At 59.1% G+C, this 18,203-nt stretch carries 18 protein-coding genes; all 18 read left to right on the top strand.

Annotation, left to right across the window (positions count from 1 at the left end):
* Positions 1-15 precede the first annotated feature (15 nt).
* Entirely contained in the window at positions 16-636 is a 621-nt protein-coding gene (locus PspS49_RS08065) for a pseudaminic acid biosynthesis-associated methylase (RefSeq protein WP_127926304.1), read from the top strand.
* Positions 633-1,328: a pseudaminic acid cytidylyltransferase gene (gene pseF, locus PspS49_RS08070; protein ID WP_160038783.1), complete on the top strand. Its 696-nt coding sequence runs from the start codon at positions 633-635 to the stop codon at positions 1,326-1,328. The genes PspS49_RS08065 and pseF overlap by 4 nt, the downstream gene beginning before the upstream one ends.
* A complete protein-coding gene (gene pseG, locus PspS49_RS08075) occupies positions 1,325-2,830 on the top strand; it encodes a UDP-2,4-diacetamido-2,4,6-trideoxy-beta-L-altropyranose hydrolase (RefSeq protein WP_150749251.1) in 1,506 nt (501 codons plus the stop codon). Before pseF ends, pseG begins: the two co-directional genes overlap by 4 nt.
* Positions 2,823-3,875 carry a pseudaminic acid synthase gene (pseI, locus tag PspS49_RS08080; RefSeq protein ID WP_095050171.1) on the top strand — a complete coding sequence of 351 codons (1,053 nt, stop codon included), beginning with the start codon at positions 2,823-2,825 and terminating at the stop codon, positions 3,873-3,875. Before pseG ends, pseI begins: the two co-directional genes overlap by 8 nt.
* Before the next feature lie 225 nt (positions 3,876-4,100).
* A complete protein-coding gene (locus PspS49_RS08085; RefSeq protein WP_016984292.1) occupies positions 4,101-5,027 on the top strand; it encodes a ketoacyl-ACP synthase III in 927 nt (308 codons plus the stop codon).
* An 87-nt stretch (positions 5,028-5,114) separates the two neighbouring features.
* Positions 5,115-6,404 carry a 6-hydroxymethylpterin diphosphokinase MptE-like protein gene (locus tag PspS49_RS08090; RefSeq protein WP_127926308.1) on the top strand — a complete coding sequence of 430 codons (1,290 nt, stop codon included), beginning with the start codon at positions 5,115-5,117 and terminating at the stop codon, positions 6,402-6,404.
* The gene (locus PspS49_RS08095) at positions 6,401-6,667 is read left to right on the top strand and encodes a hypothetical protein (RefSeq protein WP_127926309.1); all 267 of its coding nucleotides are present in this window, start codon (positions 6,401-6,403) and stop codon (positions 6,665-6,667) included. The genes PspS49_RS08090 and PspS49_RS08095 overlap by 4 nt, the downstream gene beginning before the upstream one ends.
* A gap of 242 nt (positions 6,668-6,909) precedes the next feature.
* A complete protein-coding gene (locus PspS49_RS08100) occupies positions 6,910-7,770 on the top strand; it encodes a flagellin domain-containing protein (RefSeq protein WP_016771090.1) in 861 nt (286 codons plus the stop codon).
* Between the two features lie 73 nt (positions 7,771-7,843).
* Entirely contained in the window at positions 7,844-8,200 is a 357-nt protein-coding gene (locus PspS49_RS08105; RefSeq protein WP_108226850.1) for a flagellar protein FlaG, read from the top strand.
* Between the two features lie 82 nt (positions 8,201-8,282).
* Entirely contained in the window at positions 8,283-9,725 is a 1,443-nt protein-coding gene (gene fliD / locus PspS49_RS08110) for a flagellar filament capping protein FliD (RefSeq protein WP_127926310.1), read from the top strand.
* A gap of 129 nt (positions 9,726-9,854) precedes the next feature.
* Positions 9,855-10,253, top strand: coding sequence for a flagellar export chaperone FliS (gene fliS, locus PspS49_RS08115; protein WP_095122701.1), 399 nt, complete (start codon positions 9,855-9,857; stop codon positions 10,251-10,253).
* A gap of 11 nt (positions 10,254-10,264) precedes the next feature.
* Positions 10,265-10,561 carry a flagellar protein FliT gene (locus PspS49_RS08120; protein ID WP_095122700.1) on the top strand — a complete coding sequence of 99 codons (297 nt, stop codon included), beginning with the start codon at positions 10,265-10,267 and terminating at the stop codon, positions 10,559-10,561.
* Between the two features lie 172 nt (positions 10,562-10,733).
* The gene (locus PspS49_RS08125; protein ID WP_007920053.1) at positions 10,734-12,209 is read left to right on the top strand and encodes a sigma-54 dependent transcriptional regulator; all 1,476 of its coding nucleotides are present in this window, start codon (positions 10,734-10,736) and stop codon (positions 12,207-12,209) included.
* A 127-nt stretch (positions 12,210-12,336) separates the two neighbouring features.
* Complete coding sequence (locus PspS49_RS08130) at positions 12,337-13,530, top strand: ATP-binding protein (protein WP_174245104.1); 1,194 nt, start codon at positions 12,337-12,339, stop codon at positions 13,528-13,530.
* A gap of 5 nt (positions 13,531-13,535) precedes the next feature.
* Positions 13,536-14,927 (top strand): sigma-54 dependent transcriptional regulator, encoded by a 1,392-nt coding sequence (locus PspS49_RS08135; RefSeq protein ID WP_127930368.1) that lies wholly within the window; start codon positions 13,536-13,538, stop codon positions 14,925-14,927.
* Positions 14,928-15,055: 128 nt separating this feature from the next.
* Positions 15,056-15,385: a flagellar hook-basal body complex protein FliE gene (fliE, locus tag PspS49_RS08140; protein WP_123452716.1), complete on the top strand. Its 330-nt coding sequence runs from the start codon at positions 15,056-15,058 to the stop codon at positions 15,383-15,385.
* Positions 15,386-15,400: 15 nt separating this feature from the next.
* Entirely contained in the window at positions 15,401-17,188 is a 1,788-nt protein-coding gene (fliF, locus tag PspS49_RS08145) for a flagellar basal-body MS-ring/collar protein FliF (RefSeq protein ID WP_150749250.1), read from the top strand.
* Complete coding sequence (fliG, locus tag PspS49_RS08150) at positions 17,181-18,200, top strand: flagellar motor switch protein FliG (protein WP_007920042.1); 1,020 nt, start codon at positions 17,181-17,183, stop codon at positions 18,198-18,200. Before fliF ends, fliG begins: the two co-directional genes overlap by 8 nt.
* Positions 18,201-18,203: the final 3 nt, after the last annotated feature.

Raw genomic sequence — 18,203 nt, forward strand, 5'->3', positions numbered from 1 at the left:
GGATGAGTATCTGCAATGCGTCATTTGAGTGAGCAGGAAAAGTTCTGGCAGGGCGACTTCGGTAACCAGTACGTCGAGCGCAATGTCGGCCAACCGCTGGTGGCGACGAATCTGGCGTTGTTTGCCAAAGCCCTGAGCCGTGCCGCAGGCATCGAGAGCCTGGTCGAACTGGGCACTAACGCCGGCAATAATTTGCAGGCGTTGCATCAACTTCTGCCCCGTTGCGAGCTGTTCGGCGTCGAGATCAATGACAGCGCCTGTGCTCAGGCACGGGCGTTGGACATTGCACAGATCTGGCATGGCTCGCTGTTCGATTTCCCGCGCGAGCGCCGCTACGACCTGACCCTGAGTAAAGGCGTGCTGATTCACTTGGCCCCGGAGCTGTTGCCGACCGCTTATGCGCAGTTGTACGAGCTGAGCCAGCGCTACATCCTGATCGCCGAGTATTACAATCCGGCACCGGTGGAAGTGTCCTATCGTGGCAACAGCGGCAAGCTGTTCAAGCGCGATTTTGCCGGGGAGATGCTTGATCGCTATGCCGATCTGCACCTGCTCGATTACGGTTTTGCCTATCACCGCGATCCGCAATTCCCGGCGGACGACATCACTTGGTTCCTGTTGGAAAAACGTCCTTGAGCAACGTTGCAATCATCCCGGCCCGTGGCGGCAGCAAACGCATCCCGCGCAAGAATCTCTTGCCATTCGATGGCGTGCCGATGATTGTCCGTTCGATCCGCACTGCGCTGGAATCGGGCTTGTTCGATCAGGTCGTGGTCAGCACCGACGATGCCGAAATTGCCGATGTGGCGCGAGCCCATGGCGCGCAGGTGCCATTTTTGCGCCCGGCAGACCTGGCCGATGAGTTCACCGGCACGGCGGCAGTGATCGTGCATGCCTTGCAGCAGTTGCCGGCGTACGATTACGCCTGTTGCGTGTATGCCACGGCGCCGCTGTTGCAGGCACGCTATCTGCGCCAGGGCATCGAATTGCTGGAGCAGCACCTGGAGAAGTCTTTCGCGTTCTCCGTGTGCAGTTTCGGTTTTCCGGTGCAGCGTGCGCTGACGCTGGACGGGCAGGGTGCGTTGAGCGCTTTGTATCCGGAATTTCGCAATACACGTTCGCAGGATTTGCCCGAAGCATTTCAGGACGCCGGTCAGTTTTACTGGGGGCGCACTGAGGCGTGGTTGCGCGGCGAGGTGCTCTATTCGCCAGCCAGCCTGCCGGTGATTCTGCCCCGGCATCTGGTGCAGGACATCGACACCCTTGAAGACTGGAAGCGCGCCGAATATCTATACGCCGCGCTCAAGGCGGGTGGAGAGTTGCAATGAGAGTACTGATTCGTGCCGACGCCTCGCCAACCATCGGCAGCGGCCACATTGCCCGCTGCCTGACGCTGGCGCGAGTGTTGCGCGGGCAGGGCAGCCATGTCGCGTTTGCCTGTCGAAAATTGCCGGGACATCGGCTCGATATGCTGAGCGCCGAAGGGTTCGAGACATTTGCGTTGCCGGATCTCTATTGTGATGAAGACCCACAGCAAGCCATCGAATCCATGCTGCCGTGGCAGGCCGACATCGACGCGCTGGATCTGTTGTTGGCCGGCCATGCCGGGTTCGACTGGATCATCGTCGATCATTACGGCCTCGATCATCACTGGCAAACCGCCGCCCGGCGCTGGGCGCAGCGCATAGCGGCAGTCGACGATCTGGCTACCCGGCGCTACAGCGCGGATCTTTTGCTCAATCAGAATCTGTCCGGTCTGCATGAAAATTATCAGCCGCTGTTACCCGACGGCTGTCGCACCTTGCTTGGCCCGCGCTATGCCATGTTGCGCGAAGAGTTCTGTTGCCCGGCCATCGAAATCAAACCCAGGGCTCGCCGCGTGCTGGTGAATTTCGGCGGCTTCGATGCGGCCATGCAGACTCATCACGCAATGCTCGCCCTGGCCGAATACAGCGATCTGCAAGTGGACTTTGTCGCCGGTGCCGACAATCCGGCGTGGACGCCGATGCAGGCCTTGGCCGAGACGCGGCCGAACTGGCGCCTGCACAGCTTCGTCAGCGATTTCCATCAGCGCATGACTGAAGCGGATCTGTTTATCGGCGCTGGGGGCGGCACCAGTTGGGAGCGGGCGGCGATGGGGTTGCCGACGATCTGTATCGCCGTGTCGAACAACCAGCAGAGCAACGGCGAAGTCATGGCCGCGGCGGGCGCGCATGTGTTCATGGGCGCTCGTGAGCAGGTCAGTGTCGAGCAGTTGCGCGACGCCATCGGCTTTGTCACCGGCAATCATTATTTGCGCCAAAGCCTGGCCGAACGCTCGCGACAACTGGTCGACGGGCGTGGTGCCGAGCGTGTTGCGGTGGCACTGGCCGGTGCGGTGCTGAAGGTGCGTGCGGCGACTCTGGATGATGCGCAGTTGCTGTTCGATGGGCGTAATGCCGAAACGGTACGGCGCTGGTCGCTGGACAGCGGCGTGATCGACTGGCCGCAGCACCTGAACTGGCTGACGGCGAGTTTGCGCAATCCACAGCGCCTGCTGTTGATCGCCGAGGCGGATGACGGCGCGGTCGGCGTTGTGCGGTATGACCTGCGCGGGTTTGAAGCCGAAGTCTCGATTTACCTGCTCGAACGGCGGATGGGTCTGGGGTGGGGCAGGGCGCTATTGGCCCGTGGTGAGGCATTTGTTGCCGCGCACTGGCCGCAACTGAAGGTCATCACCGCTCGGGTGTTGCCGGACAATCGTCCCTCGTTGAATGTGTTTCGTGACGCCGGGTTCACTCAGAGTGCTTGTGCGTTCACCCGTGTTTTGAAGGATTCCCCGCATGACTAGTTTCAAGATCGGCAACCGCTTGATCGGTGCCGACGCGCCACCCTTCATCATCGCCGAGATGAGCGGCAACCATAACCAGTCACTGGACGTCGCCCTGCAAATTGTCGAGGCAGCGGCCAAGGCGGGGGCGCATGCGCTGAAGCTGCAAACCTACACCGCCGAAACCATGACGCTGGATTTGTCTGAGGGCGAATTCTTCATCAAGGATCCGGGCAGTCTGTGGGCGGGTACTTCGCTCTACGATTTGTATGAAAAAGCCCATACACCGTGGGAATGGCATGCACCGATTTTTGCTCGTGCCAAGGAACTGGGGATGCTCGCGTTCTCGACACCGTTCGATGACAGCGCCGTGGACTTTCTCGAAAGCCTCGATGTTCCGGCCTACAAGATCGCCAGTTTCGAAAACACCGATTTGCCGTTGATCCGTCGTGTGGCCGCCACTGGCAAGCCGCTGATCATTTCCACCGGCATGGCCAGCATCGCTGAACTGGATGAGGCCGTTCGCGCCGCGCGCGAGGCCGGTTGCAAAGATCTGGTGTTGCTCAAATGCACCAGCACTTACCCGGCAACGCCGCTCAACAGCAACGTGCGCACGATTCCCCATCTGCGTGAGTTGTTCGGTTGCGAAGTGGGGCTGTCCGATCACTCGATGGGCGTTGGCGTGTCGGTGGCGGCGGTGGCGCTTGGCGCGACGGTGGTGGAAAAGCACTTCACCCTCGACCGTTCAGCGGGTGGCGTCGATGCCAGTTTCTCGCTGGAGCCGGCAGAAATGGCCAGTCTGGTGGTGGAAACCGAGCGCGCCTGGCAGGCCATGGGGCAGGTGCATTACGGCGTCACAGAGGCTGAACGCAAGTCGCTGGTGTATCGCCGCTCGCTGTATGTCACGGCTGACATGGCCGCCGGTGACACCTTTACCGGGGACAATCTGCGCGCCATTCGCCCGGGTCTCGGTCTGCCGCCCAAGCACACCGACGCCGTCCTCGGCCGCCGCGCCCGCGCGCCGATCAAGCGCGGCACGCCTCTGGACTGGTCGTTGGTCGAATAACCCGATCTGCACCGATTCGGCAAAATAGCGTGACCTGCGAGTCATAACGCGCATCTTCACTGTATTGTATTGATCGGGGAGATGGCGCCTGGCTCGTTTTCGATTCCAGTGATAGCCCTTTGCGCTCCCCGTGGCTGCCCGTTGTGGCGGCCGTTTCTATTTGTCGGCGCCCCTCGAAATCCTTGCGAGCGGTGGTCTTGGGCTGTTTTTTATTGGGAAGCCGTAATGATTGGCATAAAAAGCATTGCGAGCTACGTTCCTGTAGCCGGCGTGGACAATTACGCACAAGGTGCAAAATTCGAGAAGGATGAAGAATTCATCCTTGGCAAGATCGGTTCGGCGTTTCTGCCACGCAAAGACGCTGAACAGGAAACCTCCGATCTGTGCGTGGAAGCGGCCAATGCGCTGTTTGCCAGCAACCCTGAACTGAAGCGTGAGTCGATCGACGCCTTGATCGTCGTCACCCAGAACGGTGACGAAGAAGGCCTGCCACACACCGCCGCCATCGTGCAGGACAAACTCGGTCTGCCGACCAACGTTGCGGCGTTCGATATTTCCCTGGGCTGCTCCGGTTACGTCTACGGCATCTACGCGATCAAGGGCTTCATGGAAGCCGCTGGCCTGAAGAATGGTCTGCTGATCACCGCTGACCCGTATTCGAAAATCGTCGACCCTGAAGACCGCAACACCACTATGCTGTTCGGCGATGCCGCGACGGCTACGTGGATGGGCGAAGAGCCGACCTGGGCGCTGGGCAAAGCCAAGTTCGGTACTGACGGCTCCGGTGCACCGCATTTGAAAGTGACCGATGGCGTGTTCTTCATGAACGGTCGTCAGGTGTTCAACTTTGCCTTGCTGAAAGTCCCGGCACACTTGCACGAGTTGCTGGATGACTCAGGTCTGAAGGCGGATGACATCGATGCCTTCTGCATTCACCAGGGCAGTGCGGCAATTGTCGATGCGGTGGCGCGACGTTTCGAAGGTGAGCCGGAAAAATTCATCAAAGACATGGTTGAGACCGGTAACACCGTGTCGTCGAGCATTCCGTTGCTGCTGGAAAAACACGTCATCGATTCCGACTGGCAGCGTATTGCCTTGAGCGGTTTTGGCGTCGGTCTGTCGTGGGGCTCGGCGATCATCTATCGTCCTTGAGTCTGATCAAAAACGGCGGATACAAAAATAGCGTTCAAGGTTAACCTTGAACGCTATTTTTTTGCCTGTAAGGGAGCGCGAGGCGCCATGAGCGAGTTTTTTCAAGCCAATGCCGAGGTGTTGCAACGGCGCTGGCCGGCGCTGTTCGAGCGACTGATGGCGGAAGACAGTGCGGCAGTCCAGGCCGAACTGGTGCAGGGGTTGGGATCGACGCTCAGCGTTAATGGTGTTCAGCTCACCAGCCGCCATGACCGCATCCATGAAGCCCGGATTCAGGCGGCAAGCCTGGCGGACAAGCCGCAATTGCATGTCTACGGTACCGGCCTCGGCGATTTGCCCAGCGTGCTACTGGAGCGTGAAGGGCTTGAGCGTCTGTACGTGCACATCCTCAATGGCGCATTGTTCGCGCTGGTGGTGCAACTGCTCGATCAGCGCCATTGGCTGGAAGATCCGCGCGTCGAGTTGTTTTACGCCGGCGACCATCCAGACTTTTTTACGCCGTTTTTTGCCCTGCCTGCCGAGATGCTGCTGGCCGACGATTTCAACGCGAAAGTGCGTGATCGCTTGGTCAGCGAAGTGCACCTGAGCTTCAACAATCGGGATTTCGATCCGCAGTCACCGCAGATTCAACAGCGTTTGCAGGAATGCCTGCCGGTGCTGCTCGCCGATGCGGATGTGGCGCAGTTGTTCGGCACCTGTGCCGGCCGGGAAATCTACGTGATCGCCACCGGGCCGACGCTGGAGCAGCATTACCAGCGTCTGGCGGCAATCCGTCAACGCGCCGAACGCCCGTTGTTCCTCTGTGTCGACACCGCGTATCGACCGCTGCGCGAACACGGGATTGTGCCTGACCTGGTGGTGAGCATTGATCAGCGCATCAGCTTTCGCCATCTGCCGTTCGAGGAGTCCGACGGCATCCCGCTGGTGTATCTGCCGATGAGCGATCCGTCGGTGTTGAAGGCGTGGAAGGGCAAGCGTTACGGTGGTTATTCCGCGAGTCCGATCTACGCGAATCTGCGTGAGCAACACCCGCGAGCGCAGTTGCACGTGGGCGGCAGTGTGATTCACCCGGCGGTGGATCTGGCGGTAAAGATGGGTGCCACCGGCATCACGCTGTTTGGTGCTGACTTCGCCTTCCCGATGAACAAGACCCATGCAGGCTGGAACGACGGCGATCTGGGGCCACCGGTGAATCAGGCGCGGCATTGGGTGCGCGATGGCCATGGTCAGCGGGTGACCACACAGCTCAACTTTCGCGGTTATTTGTGTGTGCTGGAGCGCTATATCGCTGCACATCCACAGGTCGAATTTCTCAACAGCAGCCGCTCCGGGGCGCTGATCGCCGGAACCGGCTTCAACCCGGAGTTTGTGCGATGAGTACGCTGAGCCTCTGTAAGGATGAATGTCGCCAGTGTGCGGGTTTGTTTCGCCTCGGGCGCGATGTCGAAGCGGCGCTGACGATGGTCGATGTGTTTGAAAAGGCCCAGCAATGTTTAGCGTCTGCCCCGGCAGAGGTTCAGCAGGAGTGGGCGCAGCTGTTAATGCAAATGCTCGAATGCCAGGAGCGTCAGGACTGGTTGGGGCTGGCTGACTCTATGGAGTACGAGCTGGTGGATTTGCTGGGAAGTGTTCGGGCCTGAACACGCCGACAGCACTGGCCCGCAGGTTTGCGCGGCAGTCGGTTTTATGACGTCATTTTTTCGCGGCGGATGGGCTGCTAAGTCTTTGTTTTCTCGGGGGTGGCAGGGTGATGGCAAATTTTTTTCAAAAAGCCCTCAAGCAACCTGCAAACCCGACGATAACTATTACGAAGGTTCTCTAGGCCATACCCGGCGGTTGCCAGGGCCGGAAGCCGCAGTACCCAACCAACGAGGAATTCGTCATGGCTTTAACAGTAAACACCAACACCACGTCGTTGAACGTTCAGAAAAACCTGAACCGCGCTTCCGACGCTCTGTCGACTTCGATGCAGCGCCTGTCTTCCGGCCTGAAAATCAACAGCGCTAAAGACGACGCCGCTGGCCTGCAGATCTCGAACCGTATGTCCTCGCAGATCCGTGGTAACACCCAAGCCATCCAGAACGCCAACGACGGTATCTCCGTTGCCCAGACCGCTGAAGGCGCTCTGCAAGCTTCGACCGACATCCTGCAGCGTATGCGTGAACTGGCTGTTAAAGCACGTAACGGCACCAACGGCACTGCTGACCAGACCGCAACCAACGCTGAATTCGCTCAGATGTCTGACGAAATCACCCGTATCTCGGCTGCTACCAACCTGAACGGCAAAAACCTGCTGGACGGTTCGGCTGGTACTGTGACTCTGCAAGTTGGCGCAAACACCGGTTCGGCTAACCACATCGACCTGGTACTGAGCTCCAAGTTCGACGCCGTCAGCCTGTCGGTTGGTAGCGGTACTGTAGTTCTGACCGGTACTTCGGGTACTGGTGCTGGTTCTGCTTCGCAGAACATCGACAACGCGATCACCGCAATCGACGCCGCTATCGCTGCTATCGGTGCAACCCGTGCCAGCCTGGGTGCTTCGCAAAACCGTCTGACCAGCACCATCTCCAACCTGCAGAACATCACCGAAAACACCACTGCTGCACAAGGTCGCGTACAAGATACCGACTTCGCCGCAGAGACTGCTAACCTGACCAAGCAGCAAACCCTGCAACAGGCTTCGACCTCTGTTCTGGCTCAAGCCAACCAACTGCCTTCCGCTGTACTGAAGCTGCTTCAGTAATTTCGGATCGAGTTTGGGCGGGGGAGTGCGCTGGTCGCGCTCTCTCGCCTTTTTACGTTAAGAGGTGATGGGCATGGACATGAGCGTAAAGCTTAACGTGTCTTATCCGGCTCCCAAGCCAGTGCCACCGGTTGCTGACAAATCGTCAGAGATGCCTAAAGTTGCCAAGACTGAAGCGCCGGTCGCTGCCAAGAGTCAGGAAACGGACGACGCCAAGTTGAAACTGGCGGTGCAGGAGATCGAAAAGTTTGTACAGTCGATCAAGCGCAATCTGGAGTTTTCGATCGACGAACACTCCGGGAAGGTCATCGTCAAGGTGATCGCAAGCGAGACGGGTGAGGTCGTACGACAGATTCCCTCCGCAGAAGCCCTCAAGCTGGCAGACAGCCTCGCCAATGCGAGTCACGTGTTGTTCGACGCCAAAGTCTGATAGCTGGCATGAATAGTGTTTGTCCGTTCTCAGGGCGCGTGTAACGGTCAAAAGAATGGCAACAATCTGAAGGGAGATGCACATGGCAAGTCCAATTCTACCGGGTTCCGGACTGGGTTCCGGCCTGGACATCGGCGCGATCGTCACCGCGCTGGTAAACGCCGACAAGTCTGCCAAACAGACGCAGATCGATACCGCAACTAAAACCAACACCCTGAAGATTTCCGGTGTCGGTACGCTGAAAAGCGCGTTGGCGGCCTATCAGAAGGCAATGACCGATCTGAGCAGCAAGACCAACCCTGCGTTTGCCGGTTACACGGCGACCTCGGCTACCCCGGCAACGCTGACCGCTACTTCCGATAACACGGCTGTTTCGGGCACATACAGTGTCGTGGTGAATAACCTGGCCACCGGCTCGAAAGTAGCCAGTGCATCCTTTGCCGGCGGCGCGGCCAGTGCCATTCCGAGTGGTACCCTGAAAATCAGTCAGAATGGCACTGATTACAATGTCGATATTCCGGCCAATGCCACCTTGCAGACCACCCGTGACGCCATCAACAAGGCGCAGGGTATCAACGGCATTTCCGCCAACATCGTGACCGACAGCTCGGGCGCTTCGCGTCTGGTGATCAGTTCGAACAAGACGGGCGCCGGCTCCGACCTGACGGTCAGTGGCATTGCCGGTCTGGAAATCGATGGCACCAAGGTCATGTCTGCCACCCCGACCGCCGGTGATTCAGGGTCTGTGGGCGACATTGCCAAGGATGCGAAGCTGACCATCGATGGTCTTACCGTGACCAGCAAAAGCAACACGGTGAGCGGCGCCATCAGTGGCTTGACCATGAACCTGGTAGAAGCCAGCCCTACGGCGGTGAAGGTCTCAGTCGATACCAACACCAAGGGCTTGCAGGCTTCTGTTCAGCAATTCGTCGACGCCTTCAACACGCTCAAGACCACCATCGATAGCCTGTCCAAGGCAACGCCAGACGAAGATGGCAAGTTGACGGTGCAGGCCGCGTTTACCGGTGACTCTCTGCCGCGTACGTTGATTGCAGACATTCGTGCTCAGTTGACCACTTCGTCGCCAGGCGAGCTGGGTGTGCTGTCGCAGATCGGTGTCATGACTGATCGCGACACCGGTAAGCTGACGCTGGACGCTACTGCCTTCAACAAGGCTATGTCTCAGCCAGGCATGACGGGTCAGGTTCAGCAGTTGTTCACCGGCACCGACGACAAGAACGGTCTGCTGGCGCGTATGACCAAGGCGGTCGATCCGTACCTCAAAGCTTCTGCTGATGGTAAAACCACCAGCGGTCTGCTTGATCAACGTATGACCATTCTGAACAACAACACCCGCAGCCTCACGTCGCAGCAATTGGCGCTGGACCTGCGTGTGGCCAACCTGACCAAGACGTTGACTGCCAAGTACAACGCCATGGACTTGCTGGTAGGGCAGATGAAGGCTACGGCGAGCAACATCACGTCGTTCTTCAGCTCGCTGAACGCGCAGCAATCCGCGAAGTAACAGGCAGGAACGACAAAAACCCGGCTACGCTTTATCGGCGTGTGCCGGGTTTTTGTCTTCTGCTCTAAAGTTTTGTGATTCGTTGGCGATACACTGGTTATACGAGTCATTGTGGCAATGAGGTAGAACATGAATCCGATGTTAGCCCTTCGGCAGTATCAGAAAGTCGGCGCACACGCTCAGACATCCGAAGCGAGCCCGCACCGTCTGGTGCAAATGTTGATGGAAGGTGGACTGGCCCGTATCGCTCAGGCCAAAGGCGCCATCGAGCGCAAGGACATTCCAGGCAAATGCACTTCGATCAGCAAGGCGATCGGCATTGTCAGTGGTCTGCGCGAAGGCCTCGACCTTGAAAACAGCGCAGACACCCTGGCTGATCTGGACGGGCTGTACATCTACATGATGAAGCGCCTCGCCGAGGCGAACATCAGCAGTGATCTGCGCATTCTCGACGAGGTTGCAGGCTTGCTGAGTACGGTAAAAGAAGGCTGGGATGCGATCGCGCCTACGCCAGCTCCGCAGTTCTGAAGGAGATCGTCATGAGTCTTGTATTGCAGCGAATCGCCGATACCCGTGAAGCGTTGGTCACAGCATTGGCCGAGCGTAATTGGGAAGCCATTGGCGAGCTGGATCTGGCTTGCCGTTCCTGCATGGAAGACGTCATGGCTGAGGCTTCGCTGGACGAAGTCGCGTTGCGCGACAATCTTGAAGAGTTGCTCCATGTCTACAAGGAGCTTCTTGAGGTGGCCATGGGTGAGCGGCAAGCGATTGCCAACGAGATGTCGCAGATCACCCAAGCGCAGAACGCGGCAAAGGTTTACCATCTGTTTGGTTAATTAACCCCCAGTTAATCCAGACATGTGCGCCATAAATTTGACTGTGCACGGTTTTTTGACTTAACTAGTGGCTGTTTTCAGATTTCAGGCGTCTACAGGCACATGGTGTCCTGCAAGCGTCTCGCTTGCCCCATTTTTCGGGCATTGAGTTGACTAGGGAAGTTGCTATTGCATGTGGCGTGAAACCAAAATTCTGCTGATCGATGACGATAGCGTCCGCCGCCGCGACCTGGCGGTGATTCTAAATTTTCTCGGCGAAGAAAATTTACCCTGCGGCAGCCATGACTGGCAGCAGGCAGTCGGCTCTTTGTCGTCTAGTCGTGAGGTCATTTGCGTACTGATCGGGACCGTTAATGCTCCTGGCGCGCTTTTGGGCTTGTTAAAGACACTCTCAACCTGGGATGAGTTCCTTCCGGTTTTGTTGATGGGCGATAATTCTTCCGTTGACTTGCCTGAAGACCAGCGTCGCCGAGTGCTTTCGACCCTCGAAATGCCGCCCAGCTACAGCAAATTGCTCGACTCCCTGCATCGTGCCCAGGTCTATCGCGAGATGTATGACCAGGCCCGCGAGCGCGGTCGTCATCGCGAACCCAACCTGTTCCGCAGCCTCGTTGGCACCAGCCGTGCGATTCAGCACGTGCGCCAAATGATGCAGCAGGTCGCCGACACCGACGCCAGTGTTCTGATCCTCGGCGAGTCCGGCACCGGCAAGGAAGTGGTTGCGCGTAACCTGCATTACCATTCCAAGCGTCGCGATGCGCCATTCGTTCCGGTCAACTGCGGGGCGATCCCGGCAGAGCTGCTCGAAAGCGAATTGTTCGGTCACGAGAAGGGCGCCTTCACCGGTGCGATCACCAGTCGTGCCGGCCGCTTCGAACTGGCCAACGGCGGTACGCTGTTCCTCGACGAAATCGGCGACATGCCGCTGCCGATGCAGGTCAAACTGCTGCGCGTGCTGCAGGAGCGCACCTTCGAACGCGTGGGCAGCAACAAGACCCAAAGCGTCGATGTGCGCATCATTGCCGCAACGCACAAGAATCTCGAAAGCATGATCGAGATCGGCACCTTCCGCGAAGACCTCTACTATCGCCTGAACGTGTTCCCGATCGAGATGGCGCCGTTGCGTGAGCGCGTCGAAGATATTCCGTTGCTGATGAACGAACTGATCTCGCGCATGGAACACGAAAAGCGTGGCTCCATCCGCTTCAACTCGGCAGCGATCATGTCCCTGTGCCGTCACGGCTGGCCAGGCAACGTCCGCGAGCTGGCCAACCTGGTCGAGCGCATGGCGATCATGCATCCGTACGGGGTGATCGGCGTGGTCGAACTGCCGAAGAAATTCCGCTACGTCGATGACGAAGACGAGCAAATGGTCGACAGCCTGCGCAGTGATCTCGAAGAGCGCGTGGCGATCAATGGCCATACGCCGGACTTCACCGCCAACGCCATGCTGCCGCCGGAAGGCCTGGACCTGAAAGACTACCTCGGTGGTCTGGAGCAGGGCCTGATCCAGCAGGCGCTGGACGATGCCAATGGCATTGTGGCGCGTGCCGCTGAACGTCTGCGTATCCGTCGTACCACGCTGGTCGAGAAGATGCGCAAGTACGGCATGAGCCGGCGCGATGGAGATGAACAGGCGGAGGATTGACGCCTGTTTTTCAACTGCTTCATTTATAAGCAGTTTTTTTTAGGCACGGGTATTGCTACAGCCCTCGCAACGTTCCGTTTAACTGACGGTCAGCCAAGCGAGAAGCACAATGCCCCAAGCCGCCCAGATGTCTTCTGCCTCCAGTCCCGAGGGGCAACCGTCCTCCGTAGAACAGGCAAGCCGACAGGGTCTTGAGCAGGCCTTCGAGCTGTTCAGCCAGATGTCCAGCCAACTGACAGACTCCTACAGCATGCTTGAGGCGCGGGTGACCGAGCTCAAGGGAGAGCTGGCGGTAGTCAGCGCCCAGCGCATGCAGGAGCTGGCCGAAAAAGAGCGCTTGGCCAATCGTCTGCAAAACCTTCTTGATCTGTTGCCCGGTGGTGTCATCGTCATTGACGGTCACGGCATGGTGCACGAGGCCAACCCGGCTGCCATCGAGTTGCTCGGGCTGCCGCTTGAAGGCGAATTGTGGCGCCACGTCATTGCCCGCTGTTTTGCCCCGCGTGAAGACGACGGTCATGAAATATCTCTGAAAAATGGTCGACGCCTGTCGATTGCCACCCGCTCGCTGGACGCCGAGCCGGGTCAGTTGGTGCTGCTCAACGACCTGACAGAAACCCGTCATCTGCAAGATCAACTGGCGCGCCACGAGCGTTTGTCTTCGCTGGGGCGCATGGTCGCCTCGCTGGCGCATCAGATCCGCACGCCATTGTCGGCTGCCTTGCTCTACGCCAGTCATTTGACTGAGCAGGAGTTGCCGGTCGCCACCCAGCAGCGTTTCGCCGGGCGCCTGAAAGAGCGTCTGCATGAGCTGGAGCATCAGGTGCGCGACATGTTGGTGTTCGCTCGCGGTGAATTGCCGTTGACCGACCGCCTCACACCCAACGCTTTGATGCAGGCCCTGCAAGCTGCGGCGCTGACCCATGTGCAGGATCTGCCCATCCGCTGGCAGTGCGACAGTCATGTCGGCGAGCTGTTGTGCAATCGCGACACGCTGGTCGGGGCACTGTTGAATTTGATTGAAAACGCGATTCAGGCCAGTGCCGGCGACGTTCGCCTGAAAGTGCATTGCTACACCCGCGACAACAGCCTGCGCCTGTGCATCAGCGACAGTGGCAGCGGCATCGAACCGGCTGTTCTGGCGCGGCTCGGCGAACCGTTTTTTACCACCAAAGTCACCGGTACTGGCCTCGGCCTGACCGTGGTCAAAGCGGTAGCGCGTGCACATCAGGGAGAATTGCTGCTGCGTTCGCGAGTCGGGCGTGGCACGTGCGCGCAGGTCATCCTGCCGCTGTTTTCCGCAGTACAGGGAGCTGAGTGAACGTCATGGGCATCAAGGTTTTACTGGTCGAGGATGACCGCTCGTTGCGTGAAGCACTGGCTGATACGTTGCTGCTGGCCGGGCACGATTACCAGGCGGTCGGATGCGCTGAAGACGCGTTGACGGCGGTCACGCGCGAAGCGTTCAGTCTGGTGGTCAGTGACGTCAACATGCCAGGCATGGATGGTCATCAATTGCTCGCGCTGTTGCGTGCTCGCCAGCCACAATTGCCGGTGTTGCTGATGACCGCTCATGGCGCCGTCGAGCGCGCGGTCGATGCGATGCGCCAAGGCGCGGCGGATTATCTGGTCAAACCGTTCGAACCCAAGGCTTTGCTGGACCTGGTGGCGCGGCATGCACTGGGCACTATTGGCGCGAGCGAAAGCGAAGGCCCTATTGCTGTCGAGCCGGCCAGTACGCAACTTCTCGAATTGGCCGCACGAGTGGCGCGCAGCGATTCTACCGTGTTGATTTCCGGCGAGTCCGGTACTGGCAAAGAAGTGCTGGCGCGCTACATTCACCAGCAATCCCATCGTGCCAGCCAGCCGTTCATTGCGATCAACTGCGCGGCGATCCCGGACAACATGCTCGAGGCGACGCTGTTCGGTCACGAGAAGGGTTCGTTCACCGGTGCCATCGCGGCGCAGGCCGGCAAATTCGAACAGGCTGACGGCGGCACGCTGCTGCTCGACGAAATCTCGGAAATGCCCCTTGGCCTGCAAGCCAAACTGCTGCGCGTGTTGCAGGAGCGCGAGGTCGAGCGCGTCGGTGCGCGTAAACCGATTGCTCTGGATATACGCGTGGTCGCCACCACCAACCGCGATCTGGCGGGCGAAGTGGCAGCGGGGCGTTTCCGTGAAGATCTTTTTTACCGTCTGTCGGTTTTCCCTCTCGCTTGGCGTCCACTTCGCGAGCGCACTGCCGATATCTTGCCGCTGGCCGAAAGGTTGCTGGCCAAACACGTCAATAAAATGAAGCACGCCACAGCGAAACTCTCGCCTGAGGCGCAAGCGTGTCTGACGGCTTATCCGTGGCCGGGCAATGTGCGTGAGCTGGATAACGCCATTCAGCGTGCGCTGATCCTGCAGCAGGGTGGTTTGATTCAGCCGCAGGATTTCTGCCTGGCCGGTCCCGTGACGTACACCGCGATGCCCGTCAGCGCGCCGGTTTCTGCTGTGATTCGCGAAGTGGAAATCGAAGCGGATTCTGCCGGTGCACTGGGCGATGACCTGCGCCGCCGGGAGTTTCAGATGATTATCGACACCCTGCGCGCCGAGCGTGGACGCCGCAAGGAAGCCGCAGAAAAGCTCGGTATCAGCCCGCGCACCCTGCGCTACAAACTGGCGCAAATGCGCGATGCCGGGATGGACGTCGAAGGTTATCTGTTCGCCACCTGAGACGTGCCGCAAAAAATTGAAAATGCTTTTCTGAAAGGGGTGTCCATGAGCTGGCACCCTTGTTGCTAATACCTGTGTACCCGCCGAGTGAGTGTCAAAAAATTGCGGGCCGCCCAAGAGAGTAGACCATGAGCCAAGGTATTGAATTTAATCGGTTGATGACAGACATGAAGGCCATGAAGCTGGATGCCATGTCTGCGCCGAAATCGACGACCGCTGTCCCTGAACTGGCGGGCAGCAGCTTTTCCGACATGCTCGGTCAGGCGATCAACAAGGTCAGCGATACCCAGCAGGCGTCGACTCAGTTGGCCAACGCATTTGAAGTGGGCAAGAGCGGCGTCGATCTGACGGACGTGATGATCGCTTCGCAAAAAGCCAGCGTGTCGTTCCAGGCTCTGACCCAGGTGCGCAACAAACTGGTTCAGGCTTATCAAGACATCATGCAGATGCCGGTTTAAGGACGAGATTGAGTCATGGCAGAAGCAGTCGCCGATAACGTTCCGGCCAAGGCCACCCCGATAGACGGCAAACCGCCGCTGTTCGGCCTGTCCTTCCTGGAAAACCTCTCCGAGATGACCATGCTGCGTCAGGTGGGCCTGTTGGTCGGCCTGGCTGCGAGCGTGGCGATTGGCTTTGCCGTGGTGCTGTGGTCGCAGCAGCCGGATTACCGCCCGTTGTACGGCAGCCTTGCCGGCATGGACGCCAAGCAGGTCATGGAAACCCTGGCCGCCGCCGACATTCCTTACAACGTCGAACCGAATTCCGGCGCCTTGCTGGTCAAGGCCGACGACCTGTCCCGTGCGCGGATGAAACTCGCTGCTGCTGGTGTCACTCCCAGCGACGGCAACATCGGTTTCGAAATCCTCGACAAGGAACAAGGTCTGGGCACCAGCCAGTTCATGGAAGCGACGCGTTACCGTCGTGGCCTTGAAGGTGAACTGGCGCGGACCATTTCCAGCCTGAACAACGTCAAGGGTGCCCGCGTGCACCTGGCTATTCCGAAGAGTTCGGTGTTCGTGCGTGATGAGCGCAAGCCAAGCGCTTCGGTCCTGGTCGAGTTGTATTCCGGTCGTTCGCTGGAGCCGGGTCAGGTGATTGCGATCATCAACCTGGTGGCGACTTCCGTTCCCGAGCTGAGCAAATCGCAGATCACCGTCGTCGATCAGAAGGGCAACCTGCTCTCCGATCAGGCGGAAAACTCCGAAATGACCATGGCCGGCAAGCAGTTCGACTACAGCCGTCGCATGGAAAGCATGCTCACCCAGCGCGTGCACAACATTCTGCAACCGGTATTGGGCAACGATCGCTACAAGGCTGAAGTCTCGGCCGATATCGATTTCAATGCCGTCGAATCCACAGCCGAGCAGTTCAACCCGGATCAACCGGCGTTGCGCAGCGAGCAGTCGGTCAACGAACAACGTACCGCCAGCAATGGCCCGCAAGGTGTGCCGGGTGCCCTGAGCAACCAGCCGCCGTCGCCAGCCTCGGCACCGCAAACCACCGGTGGCGCCGCCGCGCCGGCCGCGATGGTGCAGCCAGGTCAGCCATTGGTCGATGCCAATGGTCAGCAGATCATGGATCCGGCCACCGGCCAGCCGATGCTCGCGCCGTACCCGGCGGACAAGCGTCAACAATCGACCAAGAACTTCGAACTCGACCGTTCCATCAGCCACACCAAACAGCAGCAGGGTCGCCTGAATCGTCTGTCGGTGTCGGTGGTGGTCGACGATCAGGTCAAGGTCAACGCGGCCAACGGCGAAACCACCCGTGCGCCGTGGAGCGCCGACGAATTGGCGCGCTTCACCCGTCTGGTCCAGGACGCCGTCGGTTTCGACGCCAGCCGTGGCGACAGCGTCAGCGTGATCAACATGCCGTTCTCCGCCGAGCGCGGCGAAGTGATTGCCGATATTCCGTTCTACTCCCAGCCATGGTTCTGGGACATCGTCAAACAAGTGCTGGGTGTGTTGTTCATTCTGGTGCTGGTGTTTGGTGTGCTGCGTCCGGTGCTCAACAACATCACCGGCGGCGGCAAAGGCAAGGAGCTGGCCGGTCTTGGCAGCGACGTGGAACTCGGCGGGATGGGCGGCCTGGACGGCGAACTTTCCAACGACCGCGTGAGCCTCGGTGGTCCGCAGAGCATTCTGTTGCCGAGCCCAAGTGAGGGTTATGACGCGCAACTGAATGCAATCAAGAGTCTGGTGGCCGAGGATCCGGGTCGCGTGGCTCAGGTCGTGAAAGAGTGGATTAACGCAGATGAGTGATAACCGAGCCGCAACCGTCAAACTGAACAAGGTCGACAAAGCCGCGATTCTGCTGCTGTCCCTGGGTTCGACCGATGCCGCGCAAGTGCTGCGCCACATGGGTCCGAAAGAGGTTCAGCGCGTCGGCGTGGCCATGGCGCAGATGGGCAACGTCCATCGCGAACAGGTCGAGCAGGTCATGAGCGAGTTCGTCGACATCGTCGGCGACCAGACCAGCCTCGGCGTCGGTTCCGACGACTACGTGCGCAAAATGCTCACCCAAGCCCTGGGTGAAGACAAGGCTAACGGCCTGATCGACCGCATCCTGCTCGGTGGCAACACCAGCGGCCTCGACAGCCTGAAATGGATGGAGCCGCGCGCCGTTGCCGACGTGATCCGTTACGAACACCCGCAGATCCAGGCGATCGTGGTCGCGTATCTCGACCCGGATCAGGCCGGTGAAGTGCTCGGCAACTTCGACCACAAGGTGCGTCTGGACATCATCCTGCGCGTGTCGTCGTTGAACACCGTGCAGCCAGCAGCACTGAAAGAGCTCAACCAGATTCTCGAGAAGCAGTTCTCCGGCAACTCGAATGCCTCGCGCACCACCCTGGGTGGCATCAAGCGTGCGGCGGACATCATGAACTTCCTCGACAGCTCGATCGAAGGCCAGCTCATGGACTCGATCCGCGAAGTCGACGAAGACCTGTCCGGTCAGATCGAAGACCTCATGTTCGTGTTCAACAACCTTGCCGATGTCGACGACCGTGGCATCCAGGCGTTGCTGCGCGAAGTGTCTTCCGACGTGCTGGTGCTGGCCCTCAAGGGTTCGGACGAAGGCGTCAAAGAGAAGATCTTCAAGAACATGTCCAAACGTGCCGCCGAACTGTTGCGCGACGATCTCGAGGCCAAGGGCCCGGTGCGCGTCAGCGACGTCGAAACCGCGCAGAAAGAAATCCTCACCATTGCCCGTCGTATGGCCGAAGCCGGCGAAATCGTACTCGGTGGCAAAGGTGGCGAGGAAATGATCTAAGCC

The organism is Pseudomonas sp. S49 (assembly GCF_009866785.1).
GTDB lineage: Bacteria > Pseudomonadota > Gammaproteobacteria > Pseudomonadales > Pseudomonadaceae > Aquipseudomonas.